Here is a 24,831-nt window from a genome sequence, read left to right as displayed (position 1 = left end):
GCCCGGACGCCGACCACAAAGCGAATCGCCACATCCGCAACCTGCTGCGGATGTGGCGATTCGTCGAACACGTCGTCCGGGCGCGACCCGAAACCGGTCGCCCGGGCGCGACCCGGCGCGGGTCAACGACCCGGCGCGGGTCAACCTTGGCTGAGGCCCTGTTCGCTGCCCTTCTTGAGCTTGCGGGTGTCCCGCAGCTCGAGGAACGGCTCGTCGTCAGCCGGGTGCCCGGCCGCGATGGCCCGGCCACGCTCGAGCTCGGCGTCCAGCTCGGCCCCGAGCATGATCGCCATGTTGGAGATCCACAGCCAGACCAGGAAGGCGATGACACCACCGAGCGTGCCGTACGTCTTGTTGTAGTTCGCGAAGTTGCCCAGGTAGATGGCGAACGCCACCGAGGCCGCCACCCAGAGGATGACCGCGAAGATGCCGCCCGGGCTGATCCAGCGGAAGCCGCCGGTCTTTGCGTTCGGCGAGGCCCAGTAGAGAACCGCGAACATCAGGCTGACCAGCATCACCAGAACCGGCCACTTGGCGATGTTCCAGGTCGTGACGGCCACCCCGCCGAGGCCGATCTTCTCGCCGACCACCTGGGCGATGTCGCCGGTGAAGACGACGATGGCGGCCGAGGCGACCAGCATCACGCCGACCAGCGCGGTGACGCCGACCCGGATCGGCAGGGTCTTCCAGACCGGCCGGCCCTCCGGCACGTCGTAGATGGCGTTCGAGGCGCGCATGAAAGCGGCGATGTAGCCGGACGCCGACCAGAAGGCGACGACGATACCGATGATCGCTGCCAGCCCGGCGCTGCCCTGATCCTGAACCTGGCCGAGCACCGTGTTGACCAGGCCGCGCAGCTGATCGTTGGGTGCGATCTCGTCGACCGCGTCGGTGACGGCCTTCTGGCCGTCGGTGCCGACCAGACCGAGCAGGGAGACCAGCACCACGACCGCCGGGAAGATCGACAACACACCGTAGTAGGTGAGAGCGGCCGCCCAGTCGGAGATGTTGTCCTCGGAGAACTGTTTGAAGGTCCGCTTCACGGCGGCCCAGATCCCCTTGCCCTTCAACTGGGTGGGGCTGTCCGGCCCGGCGTCCGGCCCGGGCGCCGCGAGGTCGGGCTCACGGTCCTCACCGGTCCGGGTCGTCGCGGCGGCAGCGGTGTCGTAGTCGGAGGCACCCCGATGCCGAGCCTCCTCACCCTCATGCGTGTCCGCCGAGGCGTGACTTCCAGGCTCTTCTTCGGACTTGTGACGAAGTTTCATCGCGGGGTTCCCTCCGGGCGACACAACAGATCCGGTCGCTCGCCGACGCTCTTCCCCGCCACGACGTGCGAATACGACCTGAATGCTTGATGCCCGGCAAACGCCCCGTCTAACCTCCTTCTCTTCCCGCCGAAATACCGCCCAGCCAGCAAAGATCATCCCCACCGATCCCCCGCCCCGTCCCGCTCTCCGGCTCGCACCAGCCGGCGTCGCGCGGCGAGACGGTTGCAAGGGCGAATCGGCGCACACATTGAGGTTGCGTGCACGTTTACCCACGTCATACGCCATGTCAGCGCACACGCAACTCCAACGTGTGCGCCTACCAACGCCGAAATCGCCACTCACACAAACCTTCGCGGCGGCAACAACAAGATCGCAGGTGAGCCGCCAGCAGCAGTGGCCAAAGCTAGACCGCGGGCGGGCAGAGCGGCGGATGGCGGCGGCGGATGCCCGGCAGCGGACAGCGGCGGCGGGCGGCGGCCGGGCGGCGGCGGGCGGGCGGCGGCCGGCGAGGTCGAACCCCCGGCCAGCGGGCGACGGCGGCGGGATCGATGCCCGCTGGCAGGCGGCCGGTCACCGGAGGACGCCCCCGGAGGACGGCCCTCAGGGGGCTGGACCCCTCAAGGCCGGCCGAGCGGCGAACCAACCTCACTTACACAGCAGACGCTCCATCCGGCGGCCGGCGACGGTGAGGCACACGCCGAGCAGCACGAGTAGATAGATCACGTCGACGACCTGCACCCAGCCGACCGTCCCCGTGGTGATGCCGCGGACGAGGTCAACCGACCGGTACAGCGGGGTGACCTCGACCAGCCAGCGCACCACCGCCGGGTATGCCGTGGCGGGGACGAAGGTTCCGGAGAAGAGGAAGAGGGCGAACTGCGCCGAGCCGATCAGGTCGAAATCCTGCCAGCTGCGGATCAGCGTGGACACCGTCATGCCCAGGGCGCCGAAGGCGAAGCCCACCAGCACCGTGGCGGGGAAGGCGGCCAGGGCTCGGGCCGGTGTGGTCAGGTCCATCAGCACCATGATCACGAGGAAGGCGGCCGAGTAGATGCTGCCGCGGATCATGGCCCAGGACAGTTCGCCGAGGGCGATCTCGATGGGCCGGACGGGAGTGGCGAGCACGCCGTCGTACAGCCGCATGAACTTCATTTTTCCGAAGAAGTTGAAGGTCGTCTCGGACAGTGCCCCGCTCATCGCCGACGACGCCAGCATCGCCGGGGCGACGAACTCGGCGTAGCCCACCACGACCCCGCCCGGCAGGGTGATGTCGCCGATGAGCTTGCCCACCCCGATCCCGATCGAGAAGAGGTAGAGCACGGGCTCCAGGAAGCCGCCCAGCATGACCAGCCAGTACGCGGAGCCGAGCGCGGCGACGTTGCGCTCGGCCACCGAGGCGGACCGCCGGGCCGTCCCCTCGAAGGAGACCCGTTTCGGCAACAGGAGAGTCAGCACCTCACACCACCAGCCGCTTACGGAACCGCCGGACCGTCAGGAACCACCCCGCGGCGGCCCAGCCGACCAGGAACGCCACCTGCCACAGCGCCTCCGGACCGGGCGCGACACCGAGCGTCGCGGCCCGGCTCAGGTCGACCCCGTGCCAGAGCGGCAGCGCCCACGCCACCCAGCGCAGCACCTCGGGCAGCGACTCGACCGGGAAGAACACCCCGGAGAACAGCGACATCGGCAGCACGGCGAACCGCATCAGGATCGCCAGATAGCTGTCGCTGGTGACGCTCGCGCTGAAGGCCATCACCGGCGTGGCCACCGCCAGCCCGGTCAGCGCCGCGATCGGCAGCACCGCGAGCGCCCACCACGAGTGCAGCGTCCCGAAGGCCGCGGCCACCAGCAGGAACGCGGCAACGCAGAGCAGCACCCGGAAGATCATGAAGGCGAGGTGACCGGTGACGATGTCGAAGACCCGCAGCGGGGCGGCAGCCTGGGCGAAATACACCTTCAGCCACTCGAAATAGCTCAGCACCGGCCAGGTCGACTCGCCGATCGCGGTCTGCACCGCCGCGGAGGCGATCAGGCCCGGGACGATCCAGTCGAGATACGCCACATTCTCGACGCCGCCCCGCACATAACCACCGACACCGATCCCGAAGCCGAGCATGGTGAGCAGCGGCAGCACCAGCGTGGAGAGCGCGCTCGACCGCCAGGTCCGCCGGTAGTTGACCAGGTGGTATTCCAGCACGTACGCAGAAGCGGTCATCAGTCCACCAGTGTCCGGCCGGTGAGGTGCAGGAAGACGTCTTCCAGGCTGCTGCGCCGGACCAGGGCGCTGGCCGGGCTCAGGGAGCGCCGGTGCACCTCGGCCAGGGCGTCGTCGCCGTCGGACACATAGAGCAGGACCCGGTCGGGCAGCACCTCGACCCGCTCGGCGATGCCGTTCAGCTTTTCCGCATAGGTGCCCTGGTCCTCGGTCTGGAAGCGCAACTCGACCACCTCACGGGTGGAGTGCCGCTCGATCAGCTCCCGCGGTGAGCCCTCCGCCGCGATCCGGCCGCCGTCCATCACCACCAGGCGGTCGCAGAGCTGCTCGGCCTCGTCCATGTAGTGGGTGGTCAGCACCAGCGTCACGCCCTGCTGCTTGAGCCGGAACAGCCGCTCCCACACCAGGTGCCGCGCCTGCGGGTCGAGCCCGGTGGTCGGCTCGTCGAGCAGCACGATCTCGGGCTCGTTGACCAGGGCGCGGGCGATCGTCAGCCGCCGTTTCATCCCGCCGGAGAGCGGCTCCACCTTGCTGTCGGCACGCTCACCGAGCTGCACGAAGCTCAGCAGCTCGTCGGCCCGGGCGCGGGCCACCTTGCGCGGGATGCCGAAGAACCGGGCGTAGGTCGTCAGATTCTCCCGGACGGTCAGCTCGACATCCAGATTGTCCAGCTGGGGACAGACCCCGAGCCGGGCCCGGATGCGGGGACCGTCGCGCCGCGGATCCATCCCGAGGATGGTCAGCACCCCGTCGGTCGGCGGCGAGACACAGCCGATCATCCGCATGGTGGAGCTCTTGCCGGCGCCGTTGGGGCCGAGGAAGCCGAACGCCTCGCCGGCCCGCACATCGACATCGATGCCGTCGACAGCGGTGAACCCGCCGAACCGTTTGACCAACCCGCGCGCGTGGATGAGGGACTTCACACCCGGAACCCTAAAGACGGGGTACGACAGAAAACTCAATCACTCGGCGCGGTGGCCGACTGCGCCGCACCGACCAGCTCGTCGGTCGCCTCGATCACCTCGGGTCGCGTCACAGGCGTACCCGAGTCGTAGCGGACCGCCCAGCTCAGCCCGTTGCTCCCACTCACCCGGCGGCCGACCACCCGGACCGCGCCCTCACCGAGCAGGTGGTGGGTGGTGTAAGCCACCGACCGTGTCACCCGGGCCCGCACCTGGTCCGGCAGCTCCCCCGGCTCCAGCAGCAGGAACGACGTCACCGGCCCGTCCACCAGGACCGCGTAGCTCTCCCGCACCTCGGCCACCTCGGCCGGGGTGATCCGCAGCTCCCGCCCGGACCAGGCTGCCTTGTGGATCTCGTGCCATCCCAGCCGCTTCTCGAACCCCGGCAGCCAGAGCCCGTGAGTGGTGGCCACCACGACGGGTGCGGGTTGAGCCGCCGGGGACGCGGAGGAGACCTCCGACCACGCCAGCACCCGCTCCTCCGCGTCCAGCGCGGGCCGCGACACCGCGGGCAACGATCGACGCCGACCAAAGAGCTTCACAATCCACCTGCCGCCTGTTCACGCAGGGCACGAGCCTGCTGTTCCAGCGAGAAGAGCTCGCCGGCCAACGCGAGGTACTGATCCTTGTGCGCCACCGGGTTGAGCCGCTGCACCTTGGACTTGAGGTCACGGATCCGGGTGGTCAGCGCACCCGCCTGCAACCGGGCCAGGGTGATCTGCACATATCGGGGGTCGGCCGCGCCGTCGACCCGCAGCGGTTCCACCGCCAGCTCACCGACGAGCGCCTGCCCCGCGAAGTCCACGCACGCGTCGCGGACCTTCTCGATCCAGACCGCACCGCTGGTGGCCGAGGACGCGCCGCCGGCCTGCGTCAGCGCCTCCCGGACCGCCTGGAGCACGGCGTCGCCGTAGTTCTCCGGGCCCAGCGCGTCGAACATCGGGCCGGCCAGCACCGGCTCCTGCAGGGCGAGCTTGAGCGCCTCACGCTCCACCAGCCGCTGCGGGGAGTCGGCCGGACGGGATCCACGCTGAGGGGCGGGGCCGGAGTCGCCGCGCTGTGCGTTGTTCACGGCCCGCTGCACCGGCTCCAGGTCCATACCGAGGTCGCCGGCGAGCTTCCTGGTGTACTCCGGGCGCTTCTCCCGGTCCTTGAGCTTCGCCACCAGCGGCGCGGCCCGGCGCATCGCCTCCACCCGGCCCTCGACGGTGTCGAGGTCGAAACGGGCGATCGTCTGCCGCAGCGCGAAGTCCACCAGCGGCTCCCGGGCGGCGATCATGTCGCGGACCGCGAGATCACCCCTGGCCAGCCGCAGCTCGCACGGGTCCATGTTGTCGGGCGAGACCGCGATGAACGTACGCCCGACGAAGCGCTGATCCTCCTCGAAGGCCCGCAGCGCCGCCTTCTGCCCCGCCGCGTCACCGTCGAAGGTGTAGATGATCTCCCCGGTGAAGCTGTCGCTGTCCATCAGCAGGCGCCGCAGCACCTGGATGTGATCCACACCGAACGCGGTGCCACAGGTCGCCACCGCGGTCGGCTCCCCGGCCTCGTGGCAGGCCATCACATCGGTGTAGCCCTCCACGATCACCGCCCGGCCCCGCTTCGCGATCTCCCGCTTCGCGTGGTCGATGCCGTAGAGCACGTGCGACTTCTTGTAGATCGGCGTCTCGGGCGTGTTCAGATATTTCGGGCCGTCGTCGTCCTCGAAGAGCTTGCGCGCGCCGAAGCCGATCACGTCACCGCTCAGGTCCCGGATCGGCCAGAGCAGCCGCCGCCGGAACCGGTCGATGAGCGAACCCGACCTGGCCGGCTTGGAGATGCCGGCCGCGGTCAGCTCCTCCGCGCTGAAGCCCTTGCGCAGCAGGTGCTTGCTGAGCGCGTCCCAGCTGTCCGGCGCGAAGCCACACCCGTACTTCTCCGCGGCGTCCCGGCCGAACCCGCGCTCGGCGAGGAACTCGCGCGCCTTCCGCGCATCCGGCGAACCGAGCTGGTCCCGGTAGAAGTCCACGGCGGCCACGTGCGCCGCCAGCAGCCGCTGCCGCTGACCGGTCTGCGGGCGCGGCGCCGGCGGCCCACCACTGTCGGTGTCGTACCGCAGCTGGATGCCGGCTTTACCGGCCAGCCGCTCGACCGACTCGATGAACGACAGGTGCTCCGCGTCCATCAGGAACTTGATCGCGTCCCCGCCCTGGCCACACCCGTGGCAGTTCCCGGTGAGGATGTTGTCCTCGAGGACGAAGGCATGGGTGCCCTCGACCACCGGGCAGAAGACCTCTTCGACCTCGCCGTGGTCTTCGATCGTCTCGACGACCCAGCCTCGGCGCTCGTACTTCTTCCTTGCCGTCCGGAAACGGTCCCGGTGCGCCGAGATCAGGAAGAAATCCTCGAGGAGGTCATTGCCCATGAGGGTCAGCCGGTATATCGGGGTCGTATACCCCATCTCCCCGTTCGGCCGTTCGACATCGGCGAATCCGGTGCGGACGTACTCCCGGATGCCGTAGGTGCCGACGCCGATCCGGGTGCAGATGTCCCTGACGTACTCCAGGTTCTCCCGATGCGCCGAGTTCAATGAGATGCAGCCGTCAGCCGCCACGTCACCGTCAGCCGCGAAGTAACCCGCGAGCCACCCGTAAAGGTAGGAGAGCGACTCGGTCAGCGGCGGCAGATCCGTCTTGAAATAGGCCGGCAGATCAGTGACAGTGACCCGGCCCTCGCTCAGGTAACTCTCGTTGAGTGGGAACCATTTCAGCAGTTCCCGGTCCTTGTTCCCGTAAAGGATCGCGATGCTGCCGCGGTCGAGCAGCGTGCCGTCACCGAACACGATCCCCCGGGCTATACCGAACGGCGACGGCGTCAGGCTGTGCCCGCCGTCCCTGGTCGACAACGCGCGAGGAAAGACGTGAGCCAGTCGATCGCCCGGGCGCAACTCCGCGGTGGTGCGTTCGATGCGCTTCTCACCAGTACGGCTCCGGATGAACCAGCGGTGGTTGGTCGTCGCCCGGATCGTCTTCTTCTGCCCGTTGCGGGACAGCTTCAGATGGACGACCGGCTGTTCACCGAACGAACGGAACGGCGCCTCGACGAAACGGCCGTGCGTCGTGATGACGCGGTGCCTTCCGCCCGCCAGATCCCGGATCTCCCGGATGCCCCCGTCAGTTACGACCCGCGTTTCACCCGCCAGGCAGAAATACACGTTCCGCGCGGGTGACACGTTGAAGGAGGGGGTTTTCTCGTCGTGGAAAGGGCACAGCCCCTTCAGATTGCCGCCACCGGCCGACCGCAGCGTCACCGTCTCGCTGATCACGTCGACGATCGAGCTGCGGTCGCGGACCAGTGCGATGTCCTCGTCCTTCACCCTGCCCGCCACGGCATACATCCTGCCTCGCGCCGGTGGGGGCCCGCCAGCAGGGTGGGGTGCCGTCAGCCGCGTGGCGTGACCACCGACCGGTGCCAGGCCACCGCCGCGGGGTCGGTGAGGGACGCGACCTGGTCGATCACCACGCGCAGTGCCGCGGCGTCATCGACTGCCGCCGCGTGCAGAGGGGCAAAGAGAGGGTCCAACCTTTCGGGGGTACGGGAGAGCGCCTCCACGAGTTCCATCAGGATGGTGCGCTGCTGCTCGTACCAGCCCTCGGCGGCCCGGGACCGCATCACGTAGCGCAGCGCCATACCTTTGAGCAGCGCACACTGGTCCCGCACGGTACGGGGGACGACGAGGTCGGCGTCGTAACGGCGCATCGGGTCGGTGCCGAAGCGGCTGTGCGTGGCGCCGACGGCGGAGGACACGAATCGGCCGGTCAGGACGCTTGTCATCCGCTTGAGCGCCACCTGGGCCGGGTAGCCGCCGTCGTAGTCGGCGACCGCGGCGATCGCCGGGTCGGCCAGCAGCAGGTCGAGGGCGGCACCCAGCTCGCCGGCGCTCTCCGCGGAGTAGGAGGCGGCCACGTCGGCGCAGAGCTCGGCGCGCTCGCCGGCGTCGCTGAGCAGCGGGCGGAGGCTGATGTAGCCGCCGTGCACGCCGTCCTCGACGTCGTGGACCGAGTAGGCGACGTCGTCGGCCCAGTCCATGACCTGGGCCTCCAGGCAGCGCCGCTCGTCGGTGCGCGGCTGCCGGAGCCACTCGAAGACGGGGCGGTCGTCGGGGTAGGCGCCGAACTTGCGATTGCCGGGCTTGCGGAACCAGGGGTACTTGGAGCAGGCGTCGAGGGCGGCGCGGGTCAGGTTGAGGCCGGCGCCGGGCACCTTGGCCTCGAGCCGGGTGAGCACCCGCAGCGTCTGCGCGTTGCCCTCGAACCCGCCGCAGGACTGGGAGACCGCGTCGAGGGCCGCCTCGCCGTTGTGGCCGAAGGGCGGGTGGCCGAGGTCGTGGGCGAGCCCGGCGACGTCGACCACGTCCGGGTCGCAGCCCAGGCGGGCGCCCATCTCGCGGGAGATCTGGGCCACCTCGAGGGAGTGGGTGAGCCGGGTACGCAGAAAATCGTCCGACCCCGCCGTATGCACCTGTGTCTTGGCCGCGAGCCTGCGGAACCCGGCCGAGTGCAGCACCCGAGCCCGGTCCCGCTGGTACGGCGTACGCCCGTATCCACTGTCCTTGGCGGGCTCGGATGCCCACCGCTGGGCGTCGGCGGCCGTCATGATCTCCACCCTAAGCTGAATGTCCAGGATGCCGATGGGTCAACCGTGGAGTCCGTTTCGCGCCGCCGAGGCCTCACCATCGTCGGCCGCCTCATCGCCCTGGGCGCCGCCGGGCTGCTGTCGCTCGCTCTGGTCACCGGCTTCGCCGTGCGCAACTCGGACGACCAGTCCGAGGCGAACGACGAGATCGCGACGGTCAGCGCCGCGATGAGCAACCAGTGGAACGCGGACATGATGCACGACGCGCTGAAGGCCGACGTGATGTCCGCTCTCGTCGCCACGTCCGACGCCCAGCGCACTGAGTACGGCGCCGACGAGGTGACCGATCACGGCCAGACGATGGTCGAGAAGTTCGACGCGGCGGCCGCGCTCGCGCCGGCCGGGCTGCGGGCCCACTACGCGCAGACGCGGGCGGCGGTTGTCGCGTACGCCGAGGCCGCCGCGGAGACGGTCGCGACCGCGGCTACCGATCGGGCCGCCGCCCGCAGGTCGCTGGCCGAGTTCCTGACCGCCTACTCCGCTCTCGAGGAGAGCATGGGCTCTCTGGACGACGAGATGGCGCGGGAGGTCGCCGCGGCCGGCGAGGAGGGCCGGGAGTCGTCCGCGACCAGCATCAGCTTCATCAAGTGGGCGGCCGGCATCGCGAACCTGTTGATGGTGATCGCGTGCTGGCTGACCGTACGGGCCATCCGGCGGCCGCTGAGCGGGATGCGGGACACGCTGCGCACGCTGGCCGGCCGGGATCTGACCGTGCGGGCGCCGGTGCTCAACCGCGACGAGTTCGGTGAGATGGCGCAGGCGCTGAACGAGGCGATGGCCTCGTTGCAGAGCACGGTGGCGGCGACCGCGGCCCGGGCGGACACGCTGACCCAGGCGAGCGCGGAGTTGCAGGGGCTCGCCGGTGAGCTGGACAACTCCGCGGAGCAGACCTCGTCGCACGCGCGCCGGGCCGACAGTTCGGTGGTGCACGTCTCCGGTTCGGTGACCGACATGATGAACGCGACCGGGGAGCTGTCCGCGTCGATCCGGGAGATCGCGAAGCAGGCGACCTCGGCGGCGTCGACCACCCAGGAGGCGACCTCGAGTGCCGGCCGGACCGCCGAGGCGGTGGCCCGGCTGAGCGAGGCGAGCCGGGAGGTGGGCCACATCGTGCAGATGATCACGAACATCGCCGAGCAGACGAACCTGCTGGCGCTCAACGCGAGCATCGAGGCAGCCCGGGCCGGTCACGCCGGCGCGGGTTTCGCCGTGGTGGCGACCGAGGTGAAGGACCTGGCGCAGGAGACCGCGCGGGCGACCGGCGACATCACCGCGAAGATCGTGGCGATCCAGGAGATGACCACGAGCACCGCCGAGGCGATCGAGGCGATCGCCGCGGTGATCGCCCGGATCGACACCGGCCAGCGCACGATCGCCGCGGCGGTGGAGCAGCAGTCGGCCACCACGGATCAGCTGGCCCGCGACGTGGGTGCGGTCTCGGCGGCGGCGAGCGAGATCAGCGGTACGGTCTCGCACATCACCGCGTCGAGCGCGTCCACCGCGGAGGGCGCCAACACCACCCGGCACTCGGCCGAGCTGGTCACCGGCGCCGCCGACGACATCCGCTCCCTGATCGGCCAGTTCCGCTACTGAGAGCCCCTGCCGCTGTGGAGCGCCCCTGCCGTTACTGAGCGGGTTTGGAGCCGAGAACACAGAACTCGTTGCCCTCGGGGTCGGCGAGCACCACCCAGCCGACGTCGCGCTGGCCGATGTCGACAGGGCGCGCACCCATCCCGACCAGCCGCTCCACCTCGTCACCCTGGTCGTCCGGGCGCAGGTCGATGTGCAGCCGGTTCTTGCCACGCTTGGTGCCGGTGACCGGGGTGAACAGCAGTCCTGGCAGCTCGTCGGGGGTGCGGCGGATCTCCACCTCGCCGGGCTCCTCGTTGACGATGACGTAACCGAGCGCCTCGGCCCACCACCGCGCGAGCCGCGCCGGGTCCTCGGCGTCCACCACGACCTGCTCCCACCGACTGGGCATGCGTCCTCCCGGCAATCGACATGTGACGATCACGTTACGCGACCCGGGCGGGTGACCAGCGCCGAACAGCGCACCGGCGGTGCGACGACGGGGTTCGATGACTGCCTCAGGATGACGACCCGTGATACCTGGTTCACCGGCAACCGCGTCGATGCGCCGCCTGCTCACCGATCTGGGCGAGTCGGGCCGCACCGGCGCACTGCACGTCGGCGGCAGCCCGGGCGGGGTGTTCTACCTGACCGCCGGCCGCATCACGTACGCCGAGACCCCGGCCTGCCCCGGACTCGGTGAACGTCTGGTCGGCTCCGGCCGGCTGGCACCGCAGACCTGGCGGGCCGCTTACCGCGAGGGGCGCGGCGGCCAGCGGGTCGGCTGGGTACTGCTGCGTGACGGCCGGCTCGGGCAGAACGAGCTGGCACTGCGGGTGGTGGCGGTGATCGCCGACGCTACGCACGAGCTGTTGCAGCAGTCGTCCGCGCCGGCTCGTTTCGTGCCGGGCGAACGTCATTGGCTGGGCGCCGGGGCCGGGGTGGACCTCGGTGCGCTCGGTCATCCGGCCGCCGTACGGCTGCGAGCTGTTCCCGGCCCGCGGCGCATGCGCTCCCGGGTCGCGGTGGCCGCCGGCGGGGCCCGGCGAGGACATCCACCACCCTCTGGACCATGACGCACAACCCGTGCGACTTGTCGCCGCAGGGTCACCGGAGGATGGCCCACGGTGGCGGCGCGGGGAGCACCGGGCCGCTCCGGCAAACGGTGGGGCAACGAAGCCCGGTAAGGCCGGGAGCGACGAAGCGCTGAGGAGAGAAGTGCCCGGCGTCGATCACTGTCTACAGGAGGCCATGACGATCCCCGGCGCTGTCGGGGCCAGCATCGTCGACTACACCACGGGATTCCCGGTCGCCACGACCGGGGCCGCCCCCAACGCGGACCACGAGGCCGCCGCGGCCGGCACGGCGGAAGTGGTCCAGGCCGCGAACAGCCGTTCGCTGTTCGTCTCGGCCATACCGCACGACCTGCTCGAAGACCTGATCATCACCACCGCCGGGGGCTACCACCTCCTGCGGATCGTGCAAACCGAGTTCGACAGCCGCCTGGTGCTCTACCTGTGGCTGGACCGGGTCCGCGGCAACCTCGCCGTGGCCCGGCGCGTGATGCAGCGCCTCGCTGACGAACTGGTCGCTGCCTGAGAAAAGCCGACGAAGCCGACAGAGCTGACGAACCACTCGCTGCCTGAGAAGGACTGGAGCTGATGAGGTGGCCACCTCGAAGACCCCCGCACCCGGGAACCTGCTGACGCAGGTCGCCGGTGAGCGGCAGACCGGGGCGCTGATGGTGGGTGGCCACCCCGGCGGCGCGGTCTACGTCTTCGAGGGCCGGGTCATCTACGCCGAGTCACCGGCCTCACCGGGTGCCGGGGCGATGCTCACGTCGTCCGGGCGGCTGGCGGGGCGTACCTGGCAGAACGCGCTGGACCTGGGCACCTCGACGGCCCGGGTCGGCCGGCTGCTCGTCGAGCAGGGCCATCTCACGCAGGGCGAGCTGGAGCTCTGTGTGCTGGGCGCGACCTACGACGCGGCGTACTTCGCCCTCTCGTCGGCGACCGCCCCGGTCGAGTTCCTGCCCGGTGCGACGCACTGGCTCGGCGCAGTCGTGCACATCGACGCGGCGGCGGTCAACCGGGAGGTCCGCCGCCGGGTCCGGCTGCTGGACGAGATCTTCGGAAACCCGAGGGTCGACATCGCGGCGGTCGTCCCGGTCACCCGGGCGCCGCGGGAACGGGTCGTGCTGAGTTCGCTGCAGTGGGAGCTGCTCGTGCACGCCGACGGGCAGCGCACCCCGGCCGACCTGGCGCTGCTGCTGGGCCGCGCCGGCTTCGCGACCATCCAGGAGCTGCGGCGCCTCGCGGCGCTGGGTCTCATAGAAGTGCCTGAGGTACGGGCGAACGACAGCCCCGAGTTCGTCAGGCTCCCCCAGCCCCGGGGTGCTGCCGCGCCGGTCACCCGGCCTGCTCCGGACCGCGGGGACGCTTCGGTCGTACCGGTGATCAATGGTCCTGAGACGACGACGGCCCGGACCTCGCCGCCGAACGGTGACCCACCGCCGGCCCCACCGGCCGGTGAGAACAACACGGGGGCGTTCCGGCCGCCCCGGCTGGCCCGGCGAAAACCCGGCGCGAAGCTGCCGAAGGAGCTGGCGTCGGCCGAGAACCCGCCGGTGCATCAGGGCACCGACGAAGTCCTGCTCAAGCGCATACGCACCGCACTGAGGGCACTGCGGTGACGCGCGCACCCCCCGATCAGCCGAAGGAGCGAGGAGAGGATGACGGTGGATCCGGCGGTACTGGAGGAACTGGGCCGCCTGCGCAGCAAGCTGCCCGAGCTCTCCGGCAGCGTGCTCGCCACCGCCGACGGCCTGGTCGTCGCGCACGACTCGCACGGCCTCGAGCCGGATACCCTGGCCGCGCTGGCCGCGGCACATCTGGCTCTGGCCAGGCGGTTCGCGCACGCGGTCAACCACGGTGACCTGCGGGAATCCGTGGTGGAGTGCGACGGCGGCTACATCACGTCGTACACGGCGGGCCCGAACGCGCTGCTCACCGTGGTCACCTCCGGCGACGCCAACCTCGCCATGGTCCACCTCGAGGCACGCCGCTGCGTGCGCCGCCTCGTCCGCATCATGGCCCTGGAATCCGCGCCGCCGATGCGGCCGGAGATCCCCACGCAGGCCGGCCCATCGACACCGCTGGCCCGGCGGACCCCGATGGCCACCCTGTCGAACGTCGCCCGCCGCCACCAGGCTGCCGGCTGACCAGCAGGCCTACTTACCGGCAGGCCGGCTGACCAGCAGGCCGGCAGGCCAACAGGCCACAGGCCGGCTGATCGGCAGGTCGAACCACGGCACTGCCGCACCGAAGCGGCACCGCCGAACAAAGAAAGGCGTGGCGCCCGCCGCGCCAGATCAGGCGCCGCTGTCCGAGACGGATCGCGGGATGCCATCCCACCACAACGGAGGAACAACTCCCATGCCCGACATGGACACCGCACTCAAGGAAGTCATGGAGATCGACGGCTGCATCGGCGTCGCCCTCGTGGACCACACCAGCGGCATGGCCCTGGGCACCCTCGGAGGCGGAAAGGACCTCGACCTCACGGTCGCGGCCGCCGGCAACACCGACGTGGTCCGGGCGAAGCTGCGGGCGATGGAGATGCTCAACCTCTCCGAGAAGATCGAGGACATCCTCATCACCCTGGACACCCAGTACCACATGATCCGGCCCCTCACGAGCCGCTCCGGCAAGGGCCTGTTCCTCTACGTGGCCCTGCGCCGCGACCGGGCGAACCTGGCCATGGCCCGCCACCGGCTGCGCCGCATCGAGAACGACCTCGACGTCTGAGGGTCCTGAGACCGGCGAAGCACCATCGCCACCCCCGGCGGGGAGGGCCCGCACCGCCCTCCCCGCCCTCGCCATGCCTCCACCGATGCGCGAAAAGCCTGCGCGGGCGACCCCGGCAGAACTCGGCAGATTTAAAGTCAACGCTTCGGCAGATCTAAAGCAAGACCTACGGCAGATCTAAAGTCAGGCCTTCGGCAGATCTAAAGTCAGGCGTACGCTGGAGGCGTGCGAAAAGCCGACCAGTTCTACCCTCGCCACGCCATTGACCTGGTGAAAGAGGCGCTTGCCGACACCCGGGTCGTGGTGGTCAACGGCCCCCGTCAGGCCGGCAAGAGCACGCTCGCCGAAATGGCCCTGCGGAGCACGCCTGACGGGGTGGCCCGATTCCTCGACAACCCCGCCACCCGAGCTGCCGCATCCGCCGATCCGCTCGGTTTCCTGCACCACGACGGCCTGATGCTGATCGACGAGGTGCAACGCGTGCCCGCCCTCTGGCTGGCGATCAAGCATCTGGTCGACCGCGATCCGCGTCCCGGCCGGTTCCTGCTCACCGGCTCGGCTCGCCTGCTCGCGCTGAAGAGCCTCCCCGATGCCCTGCCCGGTCGCGCCGAGACCATCGAGCTGTGGCCGCTCTCGCAGGGAGAGATCGACGACGGACCGGACGGTTTCGTGGCGGCGGCCTTCCGCAGAGGTTCGCAGCTGCGGGCCACCTCGCTCGGCCTGACCCCCGGGGACTATCTGGCTCGCGCACGCCGTGGCGGCTATCCCGAGGCGGTGCACCGGGAGAGCGAACGTCGCCGGGATCGCTTCTTCGCCGACTACGTCAACGACATGATCGTGCGCGATGTCCAGCAGGTCGCCGAGATCGATCGCAGCTCGGACATGCGACGCCTGCTCTCCCTGCTGGCGGACCAGACCTGCGGGCTGCTCAACATGAGCAGGCTGGCGAGCGACCTCGGCGTCACCCTCCCGACCGTCAGGTCCTGGATCAGGATCCTGGAGACCATCTATCTGGTCAGGGTGGTCCCGGCCTGGTCCGCCAACCTCACCGCCCGCGCCGTGTCGACGCCGAAGGTCATGTTCGTCGATCCGGGTCTGGCCGCACACCTGTCGACCGGGGCGGCGGCAGACATCGCCACCGGACGGCTCGTGGAGAACCTCGTCCTCGGTGAGCTGGCCCGCCAGCTCACCTGGACGGACTTCTCGGCACGGCTGCACCACTATCGCGACCGCGACCAGAACGAGGTGGACGCCCTGCTCGAGGACAACGCGGGCACAGTCGTCGGCGTCGAGGTGAAGGCGGCCGTCTCGATCGGTCCCGCCGACTTCCGCGGGCTGCGGCTGCTCCGGCGGCGGCTGGGCGACCGTTTCCGAGCCGGCTTCGTCCTCTACGGCGGCGAGGATTCCCTGAGCTTCGGCGACGACATGGTCGCCCTCCCCATCTCCGCCTTGTGGACGACCGAACCGTAAGCAAGGTTTGCGGTGCGTTCCCCCTTGCCGTGGGATCGACGCGCGTGCATGCTGTCTTTGCAGCGCTGCAAAGAGCGCCGAGAGCCCGAGCCGTACGTCCTGACGTGCGGTTTTCCGGCTTGACATCGACGGCCGGTGTGCCAGCGCCGGGTGTCGCGCGCAGACCCTGTGAGGACCCGAGGTGAACCTTTCCGACGTCTGGAGACCCTGGAGACGCGGCGCGGCCCTGCTCGCCGCAGCGTTGATCACGCTCATGCCAGTCGTGCCGGCCCGGGCGGCGCCGGCACACGCAATGCCGGCACACGCAATGCCGGCACAGACCGCGCCGATCTCGAAGCCGAACCCCGATCCGATCGCACACGACCCGACGCTGATCAAGCAGGGGCGCTGGTACTACGAGATCATCACCGGGGACAGCGCCACCCGGACCTACCTGCCGATCCGGCGCTCCGCCGACCTGGTGCACTGGACCTACCTCGGCACCGTCTTCGACACGCCGCCGGCCTGGGTGGTCGAGGAACTCGGGGTGGCGCCCGCCGACTTCTGGGCGCCGGACATCAACTACTTCGACGGCGAGTACCACCTGTACTACGCGGCCTCGTCGTTCGGCACCAACCACTCGGTGATCGGCCTGGCCACCACGAAGTCCCTGGCGAACCCGGCGTGGGTGGACCGGGGCATGGTCCTGCGTACGCGTACCGGCGACGACGTCAACGCGATCGACCCGGACGTCAGCTTCGACCGCCGCGGCCGGGCCTGGCTGTCGTACGGCTCCTTCTGGGACGGCCTGCGGATGCGCCGCCTCGACACCGGCACCGGCCTGCTCGACACCGCCGACACCGCCGTGCACCGGATCGCCTCCCGCGGCGGCGGCGCTGTCGAGGGACCGTCGATCACCTCCCACGACGGCTGGTACTACCTCTTCCTCAGCTTCGACTTCTGCTGCCGCGATGTGAACAGCGACTACCGCGTCATGGTCGGCCGCTCCCGCGACATCACCGGGCCGTACACCGACCGGGACGGCGTACCGCTGCTGTCGGGTGGCGGCACCCAGATCCTGGCCGGCTACAACGGCTTCGCCGGTCCGGGGCACGGTGACGTCTACGGCGACCTCTTCGTCCACCACTACTACGATGCCGCCGACAGCGGGAACCCCAAGGGCTCGGTACGCCGGATCTCCTGGGTGAACGGCTGGCCCCGGCTGTCCGACCCGCTGAGCGGCAACCGCGGCCACGGTCACGGCCCCGCCTACGTACGGCTGGTGCACCGCGACAGCGGAGCGGTCCTCGCCAACGCCACCTGCGGATACGAGGGCGCCGACATCACCCTGGCCGCGCCCGATCCGGACGACCGCTGCCTGCAGTGGCGGCTGGACCCCCGCGGCGGCGGCTACGTCAGCCTGACCAACCGGCAGAGCAACAAGGTCGCCGAGGTGGCCGCCTGTGTCGACGCCGACGGCGCCCGGGTCGCCCAGTGGGGCTGGCTGGCCAACGACTGCCAGCGGTTCCGCCTGACCGCCACCGAGCAGGGCTGGTCGCGCATCGTCAATCCGCTCGCCGGCCGGGCACTGCAACCCGCCGCCTGCGGTGGTGCCGGTGCCGCGGTGCAGACCTGGGCGGCCGGCCCCTGCCAGGAGTTCCGTCTCGAACCGGTCGGCGAGGTGCTGCTCACCGACCCGGCGAACACCCGGCTGATCGGCGATCGGTGGCGGTTCCGGCATCTCTCCGACGGCTGGTACCGGATCACCGACCGGCGCGGGGCCGGGCTGGGCGGGGCCGAATGGCGGATCGAGGCCTCAGGAGACGCCTACCGGCTGGTCTCCCGCAAGGGGCAGATCCGGGAGGTAATGCTGCTGACTCCGTGACCGTCCGGCCGCTCGGCGGTCACGGTGCCGGGGTCCTGGCCGGGAACCAGGACCCCGGCAACTACCATTCCCACCCATGACGGCCCGCGAGATCGTCGACCGCGTCCGGGCCGGAGACCTCGATCACGAGGCGGCCCTCGACGCGCTGACCGGCGTACCCACCGCCGAGGTGGACGCCGCCCTCGGTACCGCGCTCGAGGAGCAGTTCGACAGGCTGTTCCGCCACGGCTGGCAGCCCCTGGAGCTGCATCGGGTCATCGCCCGCCGGGGCAACCCGATCCAGGCGCGGCTGGTCGCGGACGCGGCCACCGCCTTCCTGCGGGGCCGGGAACCCGTCGACGAGCGCTGGCGGGACCAGGTCGGGCGGATCCCCCGCAACGAGCGCAGAAGCGACCGGATCGCGGTCCTCGACGCCCAGCTCGACCTGCTCTGCGAGCTGGGACGGCTGCCGGCCGTCGAGATCCTCATCCCGCCGCCGGGAACACCCGCGACCACCGTGCACCACCACGGCGACCGGCGGATCCTGGACCGGGTGCGCGCGCTGCTCGCGAAAGCGGAGGCCACCGACTTCCCGGCCGAGGCGGAGTCGTACAGCGCGAAGGCCCAGGAGCTGATCACCCGGTACCGGATCGAGGAGGTCACCGCACCGGCCGTGGACGTGACACCGTTCGCGCGGCGGATCGGGGTGGATCACCCGTACGAGGGCGAGAAGGCGAGCCTGCTGGACGCGGTGGCACGGGCCAACACCTGCCGCACGGTCTGGTCACCGGAGCTGGGCTTCAGCACGGTCTTCGGGTTCGACACCGACATCGACGCGGTGGAGCTGCTCTACACCTCGCTGCTGGTCCAGGCGAACCGCGCGATGACGCGCGACGAGCCGAGCCGTGGCCGGGCCAGGGTGAAGGCGTTCCGGCGGTCGTTCCTGGTGGCGTACGCGCTCCGGATCGGTGAGCGGCTGCGGCAGGTGGCCGAGCGCGAGTTCGCCGGGCACGGTGACCTGCTGCCGGTGCTGCGCAACCGCGAGGTCCAGGTGCACGAGGCGGCGGAGCGGGCGTTCCCGCGGACGGTCCGGGCACGTGGGCGCCGCGTGGACAGCCTGGAGGGCTGGGAGTCCGGCCGGGCAGCCGCGGACGAGGCGAATCTGCGTTGACGCGTGCGGCAGACTGGTCGCATGCACCCGACTTGACGCTGACACCGATTGCTCCACGTGGTGCGCGCCTGCGAGGAGGGCGTGCTCCTCTACCCGGTCTACGCGCTGCTCTTCGCGGACACCGGGCTCACCACCGGCGAGATCTCGTCGCTCTTCGCGATCTGGTCGGTGGTCGCTTTCGCCTGCGAGATTCCGGCCGGTGCGCTCGCCGACGTCTGGTCCCGTAAGCGTCTCTACGCGCTCGGGCAGGTCATCACCGCTGCCGGTTTCGCGCTGTGGCTGATCTGGCCCGCCTATCCCGGCTTCGTGCTGGGCTTCGTCCTGTGGGGCCTGGGCGGCGCGCTCAGCTCCGGCACGCTCGAGGCACTCGTCCACGACGAGCTCGGCGGTGATTCCGCGGCCTACGCCAGGCTGATCGGCCGGTCCGGCACGACCGGGCTGCTCGCGATGCTCGCCGCCACACTGCTGGCCACACCGGCCTATCTCGCCGGCGGCTATCTCCTGGTGGGCCTGGTCAGCATCGCGACGGTCACCCTGGGCGGCCTGCTCGCCCTCCGTTTCTCCGAGAAACCCCTTTCCGGTACGGGAGACGACCGCACCGGCGACACCGAGTCCGAGCTCGGCTATCTGGCCATGCTGCGCTCCGGGCTTCGGGAGGTGGCCGGCAGCCGCCGTGTCGCCCGGGCGGTGCTGGTCGCGGCGGCCGTGCCCGGGTTCAGCGCACTAGACGAGTACCTGCCGCTGCTCGCCCGGGACAAGGGTTCGGACACTTCCGTCGTACCCCTGCTGTTTGCTCTGACCGCGCTGGCGATGGCGGCCGGGAGCGCGCTCGCCGGGCGCCTGCCACCCACCTCGCCGCGTCCGCTCGCCGGTGCCCTCACCCTTGCCGCCGCGCTGCTCGCGGCCGGTGCCCTGATGCCGCACCTGTCCGGCATGGCCGTGGTGTCCGCCGCGTTCGGCCTGCTCCAGTTCGCGATGGTGCACGCCGAGACGCGCCTCCAGGACACGATCACCGGTCCCGCCCGCACCACTGTCCTGTCGATGAGCGGCTTCGCCGCGGAGGTGGGCGCGGTCGCGCTCTACGCCATGTTCGCCCTGCCCGAGCCGCTGCCGATCCTGTACGCGATCGCCGCCGTCCCACTGATCGCCACGGCTCTGCTCGCCGCCCGCCGCTGAGATCCCCGAATCCGCCGAGCAACCTTTTCAGCGCTGCAAGACACCTTCGGGTATCCCCCACCGAAAGGCGATTCCCCCGATGCGATCGCGCCTGCGCAAGATGCTCCTGACCGGAACGACCGGTCTGCTCGCCCTGGCGGCCAGTGTGTACGGATTGACGACGGCCGACGCCGCCACCTACCCGAACCCGGGTGTGGTGACCGGTTCGACGTTCGCCCACGACCCCACCATGGTGAAACGGCCGACCGGCGGTTACCTGCTCGCCTACACGGCGCCGGGGATCGGCCTGAAGACGTCGGCTGACCGGACCAGGTTCACCGACGCGGGCAAGGCCTTCCCGAACGGCACGCCGTGGGCCAACCCGTACACGAACGGTGACACCAACCTGTGGGCGCCGGACATCACCTACGCCGGCGGCAAGTACCTGATGTACTACTCGGCCTCGTCGTTCGGGTCGAGCAAGTCGGCGATCTTCCTGGCCACCAGCACCACCGGCGCGGCGGGCACCTGGACCGACAACGGCAAGGTCATCGAGAGCACGGCGACAAGCGGGTACAACGCCATCGACCCGAACTTGACGATCACCGCGTCCGGCGAGTGGTGGCTGAGCTTCGGCTCGTTCTGGTCCGGCATCAAGATGGTCAAGCTCAACGCGAGCTCCGGCAAACGGGCCGACGGCACCATTCGCAACCTCGCCGAGCGGTTCGTCAACAGCAAGTCGGTCGAGGCGCCGGTCATCCTCGAGCGCGGCGGCTACTTCTACCTGTTCGTGGCGTTCGATCTCTGCTGCAAGGGCGCGTCCAGCACGTACCGGACGATGGTCGGCCGTTCCCGGAGCATCACCGGGCCGTACGTTGACCGGTCCGGCACCGCGATGACAGCGGGTGGCGGCACCGAGATCCTGGCCAGCCACGGCGCGGTCTTCGGCCCCGGTCATCCGGAGGTCTTCGAGGACACCGACTCCACCGTCCTGGCGTACCACTACTACACCGCGGCGGGCGACGCGCGGCTCGGTCTCAACCTGCTCGGGTGGGACTCCTCCGCCTGGCCGTACGTCTACTGACCCTCTCCGTCTTCGAAAAGGAATCACCATGCCGCTTCCCCGACGCCCGCTGCGTGCGGCCCTGCTCGTGATATTGATGACCATCACGATTTCCACGTCGGTCATCCTCCGCCCGCTGAACAGTGAGGCGGCCGTGGCGTTCACCAACCCGGTGGCTGCCGCGCCGTACGGCGCCGACCCGTGGATGGGTTACGACAACGGCTACTACTACGTGGCCGCGACGACCTGGAACTCCCAGGTCGTGATCAAGAGGGCGAAGTCGGTGGCGGCCCTGCCCGGCGCCACCGAGTCCGTCGTGTACACCGGCACCGCCGCGGCCAGCTGCTGCAACGTGTGGGCGCCGTCGATGCACAAGCTGGCCGGCCCGAACGGGACCCGCTGGTACCTGTACTACAGCGCCGGCACCACCGCCTGCTGCGACGGGCAGCGGTCGTTCGTGCTGGAGAGCGCCGGCACCGATCCGATGGGCCCGTACACCTTCAAGGGCCAGCTCAACGTCCAGGCGAACAACGGCTGGGCGATCGACGGGAGTGTCGCGACGATCGGCGGGAAGAACTACTTCCTCTACTCGTCGTGGGTCGGCGACCTGCAGAGCCTGTTCATCGCGCCGATGAGCAACCCGTGGACGGTGTCCGCCTACGGTACGCGGATCTCGTACCCCACCTACGCCTGGGAGAAGGTCGGCGGCAACACCGAGGAGGGCCCCTACATCCTCCAGCACAACGGACAGACCTACCTGACCTTCTCGGCGAGCTCCTGCAACACCCCCGACTACAAGATCGGCATGCTGACCCTGACCGGCAGCAACCCGCTCGCCGCCTCGTCGTGGACCAAGAAGAGCACCCCGCTCTTCCAGCGCAGCGACACGAACAGCGTCTACGGTCCCGGCCACCACTCGTTCTTCACCTCGCCGGACGGCACCGAGACCTGGATGGCCTACCACGCCAACGAGACGACCGGGCAGGGCTGCGGCGCCACCCGGACCACCAGGATCAAGAAGGTCGGCTGGAATTCAGACGGCACACCCGACTTGGGTACGCCGGACAAGCTCTCCACCGCACTGACCGCCCCCGCCGGCGACCCGGGCGGCTCGGTCTCCTTCCCGTCGAGCAGTACGAAGTACCGGCTGGTCAATCAGGCCAGCGGCAAGGTCCTGGACGCGGCCGACTGCGGCACCGCCAACGGCACCGCGATCCGGCAGTGGGCCTCGCTCGGCAACGCCTGCCAGCAGTGGACGTTCACGAGGACGACAAGCGGTTACTACCGGATCACCAACGCCAACAGCGGCACGGTGCTCGACTCGGTGAACTGCGGCGCGGTCAACGGCACAGCGCTCAACCTGTGGGCGAACCTCGGCAACGCCTGCCAGGAGTGGAGCCTCACCCCGATCGGCGGCGGCCATCTGATCGCCAACCGGGGCAACGGGCTGGTCCTCGACGTGACCGACTGCGGGTCGACGGATGGCGTTGCCGTACGCCAGTGGGCCTCTCTCGGCAACACCTGCCAGCTGTGGAACATCACCGTCTGAACGGTTCGACTCTTCCTCCCGGCCGCTCCGCGCGGTGCCGGTTCTCCAGCCGCCCCGCGCGGCCGGGAGGGCGAGCGTCGAGTTCAGCGTCAGTAGATCCGGGCGGTCAGCCGCCGGATTCGTCGGTTTCGGCGCCCTCGGGGACGGTGTCGTCGTCGCGGCTGTCCAGCCAGCCGTGGGGCAGCGTGACCTTGCCCGGGGCGTTGACCCGGCCGCGGGGCTGGCCCAGGGCGTCGGCCGGGAACGGGATCGACGGATCGAGCTTGGCGAGCAGATCGTCCAGTTCGGTGAGCGACGAGATCATCGCCAGGCTGCGGCGGAGGTCGCCGCCGACCGGGAAGCCCTTCAGGTACCAGGCGACGTGCTTGCGGAAGTCGGCACAGCCGTGCTTCTCGTCCTCCAGTGCCTCGACCAGCAGCTGCGCGTGCCGAGAGACGATCTTCGCGACCTCACCCAGGGTGGGCAGCACGGGCCGGTAGTCGGCACCCTGCGTGAAGGCGGCCTCCAGGTCGGCGAAGAGCCACGGCCGGCCCAGGCAGCCCCGGCCGACGACCACCCCGTCGACGCCGGTGTGCTCGACCATGCGGAGCGCGTCCGAGCCCTCCCAGATGTCACCGTTGCCGAGCACCGGCACGTCGAGGGCCTGCTTCAGGGTGGCGATCGCGTCCCAGTCGGCCTTGCCCGAGTAGCGCTGCTCGGCGGTGCGGGCGTGCAGGGCCACAGCGGCCACGCCGGCATCCTGGGCGGCGAGACCCGCTTCGACGTACGTCAGATGCTCCTCGTCGATGCCCTTGCGCATCTTGATCGTCACCGGGATCCCGTACGGCTTCGCCGCCTCGACCGCCTGCCGCACGATCCGCCCGAAGAGCCGCCGCCGCCACGGCAGGGCCGACCCGCCACCACGGCGGGTCACCTTCGCCACCGGGCAGCCGAAGTTCAGGTCGATGTGGTCGGCGAGATTGTCCTCGCCGACCATGCGCACGGCGGCCGCGGTGACGTCCGGGTCCACGCCGTAGAGCTGCAGGCTCCGGAAACCCTCGTCCTCCGCGAACGCGATCATCTTGAGCGTCTTGGGAATCCGCTCCACCAGCGCCCGGGTGGTGATCATCTCGCAGACGTAGACACCGCCGCCCTGCTCCCGGCAGAGCCGCCGGAACGCGACGTTGGTGATCCCGGCCATCGGCGCCAGCACGACGGGCGGGGAGACGGCGTGATTGCCGAGCATGAGCGGTGCGGTCACGCGCTCCAGAGTGACACGCCCACCGCCACGACTCCGAATCGCTCCCACCACCCGCCGCGGATCACCCCCGGCTGCGGCCTGTCCAGCCGCGGCTATGCCGGCCAGGCCGGGCGCTGCTCGAGGCGCTCGACGGTGTGGCAGTGGCGCTCGATCCACGCCCGGCTGGTCGGGCAGATCCAGTCGGCCAGGGCGATCGCGGTGGTGTGGATGTCGGAGACCGGGCGGTTGAAGATCGGTTCGTGGTGGGCCAGCCTGTTCCGGCAGAGATGCAGCACCGCCGCGGCGTCGTGGATCAGGCGGCGGCGCGGCTGGCCGGGGAACGCCAGGTGAAGGGTTTGCCGCCAGAGTGTTCCGTCGTAGTGGTTCGCCAGCAGGTAGCGCCAGAAGCCGAGATTGAGCTCGGCGACGACCCGGCCGGCGGTCTCCGCGCGCGAGCCACGGCGTGCCCGGCGGCGCGCGTCGCGGATGTCGTGCGCGGCGCGGGCGTGCAGGAATCCGCCCGGATCCAGATACCACAGGGGTTGCCCGAACCGGTCCGCCGACCATGCGGTCAGGTTCTCGTGTACGGCGTTGCGCAGCAGCACCTCGACGTGCCCGATGGTGGTGGACAGAACCGCTGAGAGGTCGGCGTTCCAGGCGTAGAGCGCGATCGCCCTCTCCAGGTCACCGCCGGTCGCGACGACGTAGGGAGCCATCCGCTCGGGTGAGAACCGACGCTCGATCAACGCCGGTTCGAGTGCGGGACCGCTCATCGCTCTCACCCCTCTCGTCGAGCGGTAGCATCGGATGCGAAGACCCCGGTCGCCTCTGCCGAAAGGCATGCTGCCGGGGTTACTGCTTTTCTGG

General features: G+C 70.1%; 21 protein-coding genes and 3 pseudogenes. 12 read left to right on the top strand and 12 right to left on the bottom strand.

Features of this window, described 5'->3' with window-relative positions; all coding sequences use genetic code 11:
• Positions 1 to 140 precede the first annotated feature (140 nt).
• The 9 genes and pseudogenes from ACFQV6_RS26205 to ACFQV6_RS26165 form a co-directional block, all read right to left on the bottom strand.
• On the bottom strand, positions 141 to 1,265 hold the full coding sequence (locus ACFQV6_RS26205) for a YihY/virulence factor BrkB family protein (RefSeq protein WP_378030236.1): 1,125 nt from the start codon (positions 1,263 to 1,265) through the stop codon (positions 141 to 143).
• Positions 1,266 to 1,913: 648 nt separating this feature from the next.
• On the bottom strand, positions 1,914 to 2,723 hold the full coding sequence (locus ACFQV6_RS26200; RefSeq protein ID WP_378030235.1) for an ABC transporter permease: 810 nt from the start codon (positions 2,721 to 2,723) through the stop codon (positions 1,914 to 1,916).
• Between the two features lies 1 nt (position 2,724).
• Complete coding sequence (locus ACFQV6_RS26195; RefSeq protein ID WP_378030234.1) at positions 2,725 to 3,483, bottom strand: ABC transporter permease; 759 nt, start codon at positions 3,481 to 3,483, stop codon at positions 2,725 to 2,727.
• Complete coding sequence (locus tag ACFQV6_RS26190) at positions 3,483 to 4,406, bottom strand: ABC transporter ATP-binding protein (RefSeq protein WP_378030233.1); 924 nt, start codon at positions 4,404 to 4,406, stop codon at positions 3,483 to 3,485. The genes ACFQV6_RS26195 and ACFQV6_RS26190 overlap by 1 nt, the downstream gene beginning before the upstream one ends.
• A gap of 35 nt (positions 4,407 to 4,441) precedes the next feature.
• Positions 4,442 to 4,987, bottom strand: coding sequence for a hypothetical protein (locus ACFQV6_RS26185; protein WP_378030232.1), 546 nt, complete (start codon positions 4,985 to 4,987; stop codon positions 4,442 to 4,444).
• On the bottom strand, positions 4,984 to 6,849 hold the full coding sequence (gene dnaG, locus ACFQV6_RS26180) for a DNA primase (RefSeq protein ID WP_378030284.1): 1,866 nt from the start codon (positions 6,847 to 6,849) through the stop codon (positions 4,984 to 4,986). The genes ACFQV6_RS26185 and dnaG overlap by 4 nt, the downstream gene beginning before the upstream one ends.
• Positions 6,835 to 7,638: pseudogene (locus ACFQV6_RS26175) on the bottom strand (LAGLIDADG family homing endonuclease); the annotation flags it as partial. The pseudogene ACFQV6_RS26175 and the gene dnaG, both read right to left, overlap by 15 nt.
• Positions 7,627 to 7,821: pseudogene (locus tag ACFQV6_RS26170) on the bottom strand (CHC2 zinc finger domain-containing protein); the annotation flags it as partial. The pseudogenes ACFQV6_RS26170 and ACFQV6_RS26175, both read right to left, overlap by 12 nt.
• Before the next feature lie 44 nt (positions 7,822 to 7,865).
• Positions 7,866 to 9,080, bottom strand: a complete 1,215-nt coding sequence (locus ACFQV6_RS26165; protein ID WP_378030231.1) for a deoxyguanosinetriphosphate triphosphohydrolase — start codon at positions 9,078 to 9,080, stop codon at positions 7,866 to 7,868.
• Positions 9,081 to 9,125: 45 nt separating this feature from the next.
• Between ACFQV6_RS26165 and ACFQV6_RS26160 the strand changes: the two genes are divergently transcribed.
• Positions 9,126 to 10,712: a methyl-accepting chemotaxis protein gene (locus tag ACFQV6_RS26160; protein ID WP_378030230.1), complete on the top strand. Its 1,587-nt coding sequence runs from the start codon at positions 9,126 to 9,128 to the stop codon at positions 10,710 to 10,712.
• A 31-nt stretch (positions 10,713 to 10,743) separates the two neighbouring features.
• Here the strand turns inward: ACFQV6_RS26160 and ACFQV6_RS26155 are convergent, their stop codons facing one another.
• Positions 10,744 to 11,100, bottom strand: coding sequence for a VOC family protein (locus ACFQV6_RS26155; RefSeq protein ID WP_378030229.1), 357 nt, complete (start codon positions 11,098 to 11,100; stop codon positions 10,744 to 10,746).
• 121 nt (positions 11,101 to 11,221) lie between these two features.
• Here ACFQV6_RS26155 and ACFQV6_RS26150 point away from each other — a divergent pair, with 121 nt between their 5' ends.
• The 11 genes and pseudogenes from ACFQV6_RS26150 (at position 11,222) to ACFQV6_RS26100 (ending at position 22,745) form a co-directional block, all read left to right on the top strand.
• Entirely contained in the window at positions 11,222 to 11,764 is a 543-nt protein-coding gene (locus ACFQV6_RS26150; RefSeq protein WP_378030228.1) for a DUF4388 domain-containing protein, read from the top strand.
• 175 nt (positions 11,765 to 11,939) lie between these two features.
• Positions 11,940 to 12,287 carry a hypothetical protein gene (locus ACFQV6_RS26145; RefSeq protein ID WP_378030227.1) on the top strand — a complete coding sequence of 116 codons (348 nt, stop codon included), beginning with the start codon at positions 11,940 to 11,942 and terminating at the stop codon, positions 12,285 to 12,287.
• A 67-nt stretch (positions 12,288 to 12,354) separates the two neighbouring features.
• A complete protein-coding gene (locus tag ACFQV6_RS26140; protein WP_378030226.1) occupies positions 12,355 to 13,380 on the top strand; it encodes a DUF4388 domain-containing protein in 1,026 nt (341 codons plus the stop codon).
• Positions 13,381 to 13,419: 39 nt separating this feature from the next.
• Positions 13,420 to 13,908: a roadblock/LC7 domain-containing protein gene (locus tag ACFQV6_RS26135; protein ID WP_378030225.1), complete on the top strand. Its 489-nt coding sequence runs from the start codon at positions 13,420 to 13,422 to the stop codon at positions 13,906 to 13,908.
• Between the two features lie 214 nt (positions 13,909 to 14,122).
• Complete coding sequence (locus ACFQV6_RS26130; protein ID WP_378030224.1) at positions 14,123 to 14,494, top strand: hypothetical protein; 372 nt, start codon at positions 14,123 to 14,125, stop codon at positions 14,492 to 14,494.
• Positions 14,495 to 14,719: 225 nt separating this feature from the next.
• Positions 14,720 to 15,784 (top strand): annotated as a pseudogene (locus tag ACFQV6_RS26125) (ATP-binding protein); the annotation flags it as partial.
• A gap of 487 nt (positions 15,785 to 16,271) precedes the next feature.
• Positions 16,272 to 17,828 (top strand): family 43 glycosylhydrolase, encoded by a 1,557-nt coding sequence (locus tag ACFQV6_RS26120; protein WP_378030223.1) that lies wholly within the window; start codon positions 16,272 to 16,274, stop codon positions 17,826 to 17,828.
• A gap of 76 nt (positions 17,829 to 17,904) precedes the next feature.
• Complete coding sequence (locus tag ACFQV6_RS26115; protein WP_378030222.1) at positions 17,905 to 18,978, top strand: DUF2786 domain-containing protein; 1,074 nt, start codon at positions 17,905 to 17,907, stop codon at positions 18,976 to 18,978.
• 57 nt (positions 18,979 to 19,035) lie between these two features.
• On the top strand, positions 19,036 to 20,154 hold the full coding sequence (locus tag ACFQV6_RS26110) for an MFS transporter (RefSeq protein WP_378030283.1): 1,119 nt from the start codon (positions 19,036 to 19,038) through the stop codon (positions 20,152 to 20,154).
• Positions 20,155 to 20,233: 79 nt separating this feature from the next.
• Positions 20,234 to 21,217 (top strand): arabinan endo-1,5-alpha-L-arabinosidase, encoded by a 984-nt coding sequence (locus tag ACFQV6_RS26105; RefSeq protein ID WP_378030221.1) that lies wholly within the window; start codon positions 20,234 to 20,236, stop codon positions 21,215 to 21,217.
• Between the two features lie 28 nt (positions 21,218 to 21,245).
• Positions 21,246 to 22,745, top strand: a complete 1,500-nt coding sequence (locus ACFQV6_RS26100; protein ID WP_378030220.1) for a family 43 glycosylhydrolase — start codon at positions 21,246 to 21,248, stop codon at positions 22,743 to 22,745.
• 106 nt (positions 22,746 to 22,851) lie between these two features.
• Here ACFQV6_RS26100 and dusB read toward each other — a convergent pair whose 3' ends face one another.
• Both dusB and ACFQV6_RS26090 read right to left on the bottom strand, forming a co-directional pair.
• The gene (dusB, locus tag ACFQV6_RS26095) at positions 22,852 to 23,970 is read right to left on the bottom strand and encodes a tRNA dihydrouridine synthase DusB (protein WP_378030282.1); all 1,119 of its coding nucleotides are present in this window, start codon (positions 23,968 to 23,970) and stop codon (positions 22,852 to 22,854) included.
• Between the two features lie 107 nt (positions 23,971 to 24,077).
• Positions 24,078 to 24,737: a hypothetical protein gene (locus tag ACFQV6_RS26090; protein ID WP_378030219.1), complete on the bottom strand. Its 660-nt coding sequence runs from the start codon at positions 24,735 to 24,737 to the stop codon at positions 24,078 to 24,080.
• Between the last annotated feature and the right edge of the window lie 94 nt (positions 24,738 to 24,831).

Origin of the sequence: Actinoplanes sp. GCM10030250 (assembly GCF_042666575.1) — a bacterium.
GTDB lineage: Bacteria > Actinomycetota > Actinomycetes > Mycobacteriales > Micromonosporaceae > Actinoplanes.
Note: the sequence above shows the minus strand (reverse complement) of the source record. Positions and strands in the feature narration are given on the sequence as shown.